5 protein-coding genes are annotated in these 7,183 nt (G+C 66.5%); 3 read left to right on the forward strand and 2 right to left on the reverse strand.

Annotated elements, in window-relative coordinates; translation table 11 throughout:
* Positions 1 to 61 precede the first annotated feature (61 nt).
* Positions 62 to 2,371 carry a TonB-dependent hemoglobin/transferrin/lactoferrin family receptor gene (locus tag AAHM41_RS37535; protein WP_342241743.1) on the reverse strand — a complete coding sequence of 770 codons (2,310 nt, stop codon included), beginning with the start codon at positions 2,369 to 2,371 and terminating at the stop codon, positions 62 to 64.
* A gap of 454 nt (positions 2,372 to 2,825) precedes the next feature.
* Here AAHM41_RS37535 and AAHM41_RS37540 point away from each other — a divergent pair, with 454 nt between their 5' ends.
* Entirely contained in the window at positions 2,826 to 5,024 is a 2,199-nt protein-coding gene (locus AAHM41_RS37540; RefSeq protein ID WP_342241744.1) for a phosphocholine-specific phospholipase C, read from the forward strand.
* 83 nt (positions 5,025 to 5,107) lie between these two features.
* The gene (locus AAHM41_RS37545) at positions 5,108 to 5,356 is read left to right on the forward strand and encodes a hypothetical protein (protein ID WP_342241745.1); all 249 of its coding nucleotides are present in this window, start codon (positions 5,108 to 5,110) and stop codon (positions 5,354 to 5,356) included.
* Between the two features lie 103 nt (positions 5,357 to 5,459).
* Here the strand turns inward: AAHM41_RS37545 and AAHM41_RS37550 are convergent, their stop codons facing one another.
* The gene (locus AAHM41_RS37550; RefSeq protein ID WP_342241746.1) at positions 5,460 to 6,491 is read right to left on the reverse strand and encodes an NmrA/HSCARG family protein; all 1,032 of its coding nucleotides are present in this window, start codon (positions 6,489 to 6,491) and stop codon (positions 5,460 to 5,462) included.
* 90 nt (positions 6,492 to 6,581) lie between these two features.
* On the opposite strand from AAHM41_RS37550, the gene AAHM41_RS37555 reads away from it, so the two are divergent.
* Positions 6,582 to 6,995, forward strand: coding sequence for a winged helix-turn-helix transcriptional regulator (locus tag AAHM41_RS37555; protein ID WP_446719518.1), 414 nt, complete (start codon positions 6,582 to 6,584; stop codon positions 6,993 to 6,995).
* Positions 6,996 to 7,183: the final 188 nt, after the last annotated feature.

A 7,183-nucleotide genomic window follows, 5' to 3' on the forward strand; every position in this document is an offset into this window, starting at 1 on the left:
CCGCCCACTTCGGGCTCGCCCCCGGGGGGGGGCGCCGCCGCCCGGGGGGCCCCCCCACGCCTCAGAACTTGTATGTCAGGTTCACGCGCACGCTGCGGCCCGGCTCGGTGTAGTAGCGCAGCGGCTGCGTCGGATCGTCGGGCACGTTCAGCGCGTCGTAATACTTGCGGTCGAACAGGTTGAACACGCCGGCCTGGATGCGCACGCCGTTCAGCCGCTCCGGCTCCCACCAGCCGGTCAGGTCGACGATGGCGTAGCCGGGCGCCTTGAACTGGGTGTCCTCCTCGACCTTGTCGCGCTTGGTCGCCATGGTCACCGAGGCGTCGGCGCCCCAGCTGGCGGCGTCGTAGCCGAGGCCGAGGATGGCGCGCAGCGGCGGCACCGAGTTCAGATAGACCTTCTCCCCCTCGTCGCGGCCCACCGCCCAGGCCAGCGAGGCCCAGCTGCGCCAGCCGTCGCCGAAGCGCCAATGCGCCGCGGCCTCGATGCCGTAGATCCGCACCCGGGCCCGGTTCTCATAGGCGCTGACGCCGAGCGGATAGGTGCCGGACGGCACGCCGACGCTTTCGGGGTCGACGTCGACGGCGTCGATGAAGTTGCGGTACCAGTTGTCGAACCAGGTGATCGAGCCGCCGAGGTCGTCGTCGCCGAGCCGCGCGCCGATCTCGTAGCCGCTGCTGGTCTCCGGTTTCAGGTCCGGGTTGCCGAGCCGGAGATAGGTGCCCGCGCCGCCATAGTTCAGGTACAGCTGGTCGGCGGTCGGCGCCTTGAAGCCCTTGGCCCATTGGGCATAGAGCGTCACCTCCTCCAGCGCCTGCCACGACACCAGCACCTTGGGCGACAGCGCGCTGTCGGAAGAAGAGGACGGCAGGTCCCCGCCATTGGGTCCGACATTCGCATTGTCGCGATAGGCCGCGGTCTCCTGCGGGTTCAGCTCGTACCAGTCGAAGCGCAGGCCGGGGGTGATCTTGACCCGGCCGTCGAACATGGCGATCTCGTCCTCGGCATAGAGGCCGATGGTGTTGCCCTGCACTTCCGGCATGTCGGCCTGGTTGCTGTGCAGGAAGCTGCACAGCCGCGGACCGAAGATCGCCGGCCGCGTCGTCGGCGTCGCCGGGCAGTTGTCATAGCCGCCGGAATGCTGCTCGACCCCGATATGGTAATACTCGCCGCCGAGGGTCAGGCGGTTCGGCAGCCCGGCCAGGTCGACCGTCCTCTCGGCCTCGCCGTTCAGGCCCCACAGCGTCTCCTCGATCCGATTGCGGCGCTCGTACCGGCCGCTCGGATACCCGTATTGGAACGGGTCGCCGGGGATGATGAAGGCACGGGCATCGACGCTGCGCAGCCCGTCATTGCCGTCGAGCCGCTCGGTCTCCAGCCAGTACAGCGTCAGATGCGCCTGGTCGAGCAGCCCGCCCGATTTCGGTGCCGTGTAGTCGTAGTCGATCGACGCCCGCTTGCGCTCGGTGCGCTCGATGCCGTCGTCATGGCCGATCAGGTAGCTCTCGCCCGGGCCTTGGTCGGTCCGGATGTCGAGATTGTCCTGGCGGCGGAAATACTCGCCGGTGAAGGACAGGCGGTGGCCGCCCTCGAAATGATGCGCCAGCTTCACCAGGATGTTCTGCTGGTCGTAGTCGTCCGGATTCGGCTTGGTCCGGTCGGCGCCGTAGCCGCCGACGTTGCCACGGTTGTCGAGCTCGTGGCCGATGCGGAAGCCGCCCTGCAGCATGAGATAGGTGTCGGTGGCGATGCGGCCGGCGACCGCGGCGCTGCCGCCGACGCTGTCATCGTCGCCCTGATAGCCGAACTTGGCGATGCCGCCATAGTCCTGGCCGTCGACCAGCAGGTCCTCAGGATCGAAGGTGCGGAGCGCCAGCACGCCGCCGAGCGCGCCCGAGCCGTAGCGGCTGGAATCGGCGCCGCGGATGACCTCGACCTTGGACAGGGAGTCGAAGTCGAAGCTGCGCAGCCCGCCCCGGACCTCGCGGGCGCCGTCGTTCAGATAGGGCAGCCGGATGCCGTCGAGCGTGGTCAGCACCCGGTCGCCGTCCAGGCCGCGGATGTTGATGCTGTCATTGGCGCGGTTGAAGTTCACCCCGGCGTCGACGCGGCGGCCGAGATCGGTCCAGCTGCGCACGAAGCGCTGGTCCAGCTCCTCCCGGTCGGTGCTGTCGGTCCAGGCCGGCTGCTCCTCGGCCGCGGCGCCGGTGACCGGGATCGGCGCCAGCTGCAGCGCCGGCTCGGACGGGGCCGGCGCGGTGTCCGGCGCCGACTGCGCAAGGGCGGCCCGGCTGTTCAGAGCCAGGGCGCCCAGACTCAAGGCACCCAGCGCCACGCCCAGGCACAAAGCGCCGCGATACCGACCGACCATGCTGACTTCCCCCACTGCGCGAGAACGAGTCCGGCGGCTGGGGGACGATCCGACCTGGCTGAACCGGGAATGCGACGGCGCGGGCTCTGACTGGCCTCGGCACCGCGCGATCCGGCTGTGAGTTATCCGCAGCGGCGCCGAAACGTCAACAATATTCTGCAAATCATTCTCAATCTCACTTTACTCGGCACGAAACCAGATTCGGAAAGCATCCACGGAACCTTTCGCCGACTTCGGCAAGAGAAGTCATCCACAACATTCTTAAGAAAGCCCAGCGAAGCGACATCTGTCTGCAACAAACCTTGGCTACGGTCCGGCCACATTTGAAACAGCGCCATTACCGGCGTCGCAATCCCAGGGATTCGCGGCGGAGGGTGGCGCTGTCCCTTGTGCATGTCCGGCGCCCACTGCCCCGACGCGACCGGAGCGTCGAGTTTCTCTTCGAGGATCCGAGATGACATCCGAAAGCAGGCGCGACTTCCTGAAGATGGCCGGTGCCGCGGCCGGCGGCGCCGCGGCGCTGTCGATGTTCCCGCCGGTGATCCGCGACGCGCTGGCCATCCCGGCGCACAACGCCACCCGCTCGATCATGGATGTCGAGCATGTGGTGATCCTGATGCAGGAGAACCGGTCCTTCGACAACTACTTCGGGACCTTCCCGGGCGTCCGCGGCTTCGGCGACCGCTTCACCATCCCACTGGCGAACGGGCGCACCGTGTTCCAGCAGTCGAACGGCACCCGGGTGGTGATGCCGTATCACCTGGACGCCAGGAAGGGCAACGCCCAGCGCGTGAGCGGCACGCCGCACAGCTGGGTCGACTCGCAGGACGCCTGGGCGAACGGCCGGATGTCGGAATGGCCGCGCTACAAGCAGAACCAGTCGATGGGTTATTACAAGGAGGCGGAGGTCCCGTTCCAGTTCGCCCTCGCCAACGCCTTCACCCTGTGCGACGCCTATCACTGCTCGCTGCACGGCGGCACCAACCCGAACCGGCTGTTCCACTGGACCGGCACCAACGGCCCGACCGGGGCCGGCGTCGCCGCGGTGGTCAACGAATGGGACGATTTCGGCCCGTCCAGCCTGGGCTACACCTGGACCACCTATCCGGAGCGGCTGCAGAAGGCCGGGGTCAGCTGGAAGGTCTACCAGAACATCCCGGAGAATTTCGGCGACAACCCGCTGGTCGGGTTCAAGCAATACCGCCGCGCCAGCGAGGCGGTCGGCAATGGCCCGGATGGCAGCCCCTATGTCGCCTGGACGCCGGCGCAGGACCGGGCCCAGCCGTTGTACAAGGGCGTCGGCAACACCATGCCGAAGAGCGCCCTGACCACCCCGTCCAGCAACCGGCTGGAGGAATTCCGCGCCGACATCCAGGCGGGCCGGCTGCCGCAGGTGTCCTGGGTGGTGGCGCCGGCGACCTATTCCGAGCATCCCGGCCCGTCCAGCCCGGTGCAGGGCGCCTGGTACATCCAGGAGGTGCTGTCGGCCCTGATCGCCGACCCGGACCTGTGGAGCCGCACCGTCCTGATCGTCAATTTCGACGAGAATGACGGCTTCTTCGACCATGTGCCGTCGCCGGCGGTGCATTCGCTGAACCCCGACGGCAGCCCGGCCGGCGCCTCGACCCTGTCGGACCAGGCGATCGCCTTCGAGCGCTTCAACTACCCGGTGCCGCCCGGCACCAAGGGCCAGCCGAAGCCGGACGGCCGCGTCTTCGGCCCCGGCCCGCGCGTCCCCTGCACCATCGTCTCGCCCTGGAGCCGCGGCGGCTGGGTCAATTCCGAAGTGTTCGACCACACCTCGGTGCTGCGCTTCCTGGAGCGCCGCTTCGAGGTGCAGGAGCCGAACATCCCGCCCTATCGCCGCGCGATCTGCGGCGACCTGACCTCGGCCTTCAACTTCTTCAACCCGAACAGCGAGCGGCCGCCGCGGCTGCCGAGCCAGACCAAGGCCCAGGCCGACGCCATCCGGGCCCAGCAGGAGACGCTGCCGCAGGTGCCGGTGCCGGCCGAGGCCAGCCAGGCCGCGCCGCGCCAGGACCGCGGCATCCGCCCGTCGCGGGCCCTGCCCTATGAGCTGACCGTCAATTCCGAAGCCGACGACAACCGGGTTCGGCTGAGCTTCGTCAACACCGGCAAGGCCGGCGCCGCGTTCCACGTCTACGACCGGCTGCATCTCGACCGGGTGCCGCGGCGCTATTCGGTCGAGGCCGGCAAGTCGCTGGACGGCGAGTGGACCACGTCCCCCGACTTCGGCAAGTACGACCTGTGGGTGCTGGGGCCGAACGGCTTCCACCGGCATTTCACCGGGACCGTCGTCGCCGGCGGCCGCAAGCCCGTGCCGGAGATCGCGGTCAGCTACGACAAGCGCGCCTGCGGCCTGATCGTGCGGCTGAGCAACCGCGGCAGCACCCCCTGCGTGTTCACGCTGAAGGCCAATGCCTACAGCCTGTTCAACTTCCCCTGGCGCCAGCTGGTGGTGCCGCATGGCCAGTCGACCGCCTACCTGCCGCTGCTGCTGTCGGGCAAGTGGTACGACTTCACCGCGCGGATCGAGGGCGACTCCCTGTTCACCCGCCGTTTCGCCGGACGCCTGGAGGATGGCAACCCGAGCGTGTCCGACCCCGCCATGGGCGATTTCGGCCAGGTCTGACGGACAACCCGCGCCGGTCTCCGGCCGGCGCGGGTCCTTCCCCTGTGCTATGCTCGGCGCAACGAACCGACAGGGGGAGGACCATGATGCGCGGCGTTCTGCTCGGCCTTGCGGGCCTGATCGCGCTGGCCGGGCCGGCCTGGGCCGCCGGCGAGTACGGCGTATTTTGCGCCGACGGGCGGATCGAGATCGAGATGCGCACCCTGGAGCAGGAGAAGACCGCGCGCGGCAGCAATGTCTGCCAGTTCGGCGCCTTCGACTACCTCTCGGACGCCCAGAGCTTCGTGGCCAAGAACTTCGGCAGCCAGGGCGCGGCCTGCGCCTGCAAGTGAGACCTACCCCTTGTCGTCATTCCCGCGAAAGCGGGAATCTCTTTCCGTCGAAAGGCATCGAGAGATCCCCGCTTTCGCGGGGATGACGAACTGGTTGTGAAAATCAGACACTCGGTCCCCCTCCGCGACGGGCCTGGGGGCGGGTCCTACGTGTCCGCCTCTCAGCAACGGCGATCGGGAGCGGACGAGTTCGGGCTGATTTAGATCGTTGCGCGTACCCGTAATCCCACGCACCAGCCGTTCCAAGAGCCTTTTGAAAAGCCTCGCGACCTGTGCCGTCGAGCCAGGAACGGAAGGATTGCAGATTCGGATTGATCTCCCGCAGGGCATCGAGGTTCGCTTTCCCCGTAAGTCGTCCCGTATCGAACAGCTCGGTCAGTTTCGCGAGGAAGGGATTGGCTGACAGGACCTCGTCGGAAAAGCGCGCATAGGTTATGGGACGACCCGCGGCCTCGGTAAACAAGGCCTCCAGCTCTCGACCTGTAACGGTGTCGCTTGCGACCTCGATCGTCGCGCCGCCGAAGTGCCCCGAGTCGGCGAAGATCGCCGCGACGAATTTGCCGATATCCTCGACCGCTAGAAGCTGCATCGGCTGGTCTCTCTTGCTGAAGAAATTGAACTGGCCCTGGTCTAGGCCGAAGCCAGGCATCAGCAGCATCTCCATGAAAGCTACCGGCCGGATCACGGTCGTGATGATCGGCAGCGTGCTGATATGGGCCTCGATGCGGGCCTTCGTATCGAAATGTCCCATTCCGGTCGGTTCGTCGCCGACGGCCCCGGAGGAGCTATAGACGAGGTGTTGGACGGCGCTCTCGACGGCGAGATCGGCAATTGCGATTCCGTAGCGCAACTCTTCTTCGTCGGTCAGCCCGAGATCGGGCCCCTGACCCGAACTCGGTTGCACGCTGAAAACGCCGTGGGCGCCCTTCATTCCCTCCCGAATCGATTGGACACAGGCAAAATCGCCCTGCACCAGTTCGACACCGGCGTCGTTCAGCGCGATCGATTTCGCTGACTGAGGATTACGCACCAAAGCACGAACCGGCCAGCCCGCCTTAAGAAGCGCGGAAGCGACCGATCCGCCCTGTTGACCAGTGGCGCCGAATACCAAGATCGGCTGCTTGTTATCGGACATGAAACACCCTCGTGTTTGAACAAGGGTTACTCATATATACCACTGCGGAACAGCCGGAAGACGGCACATTTCTCTACCTCAGGCACAAGGATGGTACGCTTGGACCGAGTGATTCACGGGCGACCCTATGAGGAAACCGGCCAAGGCCTCGTGTTTAGGCCCTGCGCCCCCCACAGCGTCCTCGCTCGCCTTGGCGACAAATGGACCATCCTCGTCATGAGCCATCTCGCGGTGGCGTCCGGACATCGACTCCGCTTCTCGAGTCTCAAGGCCGGTATCGAGGGAATTACTCAGCGCATGCTTACGCTCACGCTACGCAATCTGGAACGTGACGGCCTTCTGGTGCGCCACTACTTCCCGGAAGTGCCGCCGCGCGTCGAGTATGAACTGACCGAAATGGGCGCGAGCATGCTGCCCGCGCTTGAGGGCTTCACTTCCTGGATCAGGGACAATTGGCCCCGTATCGAGCAATGCCGCCATGCCTATGTCGAGGCCCGGCGTTGAAAGGAGCGAGCTTATCCAGGCTCAGTCTGCAGCCACGAGCGAAGGTCCCCCTTCAGGCAACGCTTCGAAAAACTCGAATGGCAACAGCCGGCCGGAAACGGCTGTTCGAGGAGAGGGCTAACCCGGATATCTCACCGCGAGGCGAGGCAGTGCGTCGGTCGGGCTGAAGGCGGAGGCATTTCCGCGCG

The organism is Inquilinus sp. OTU3971, from assembly GCF_038440215.1.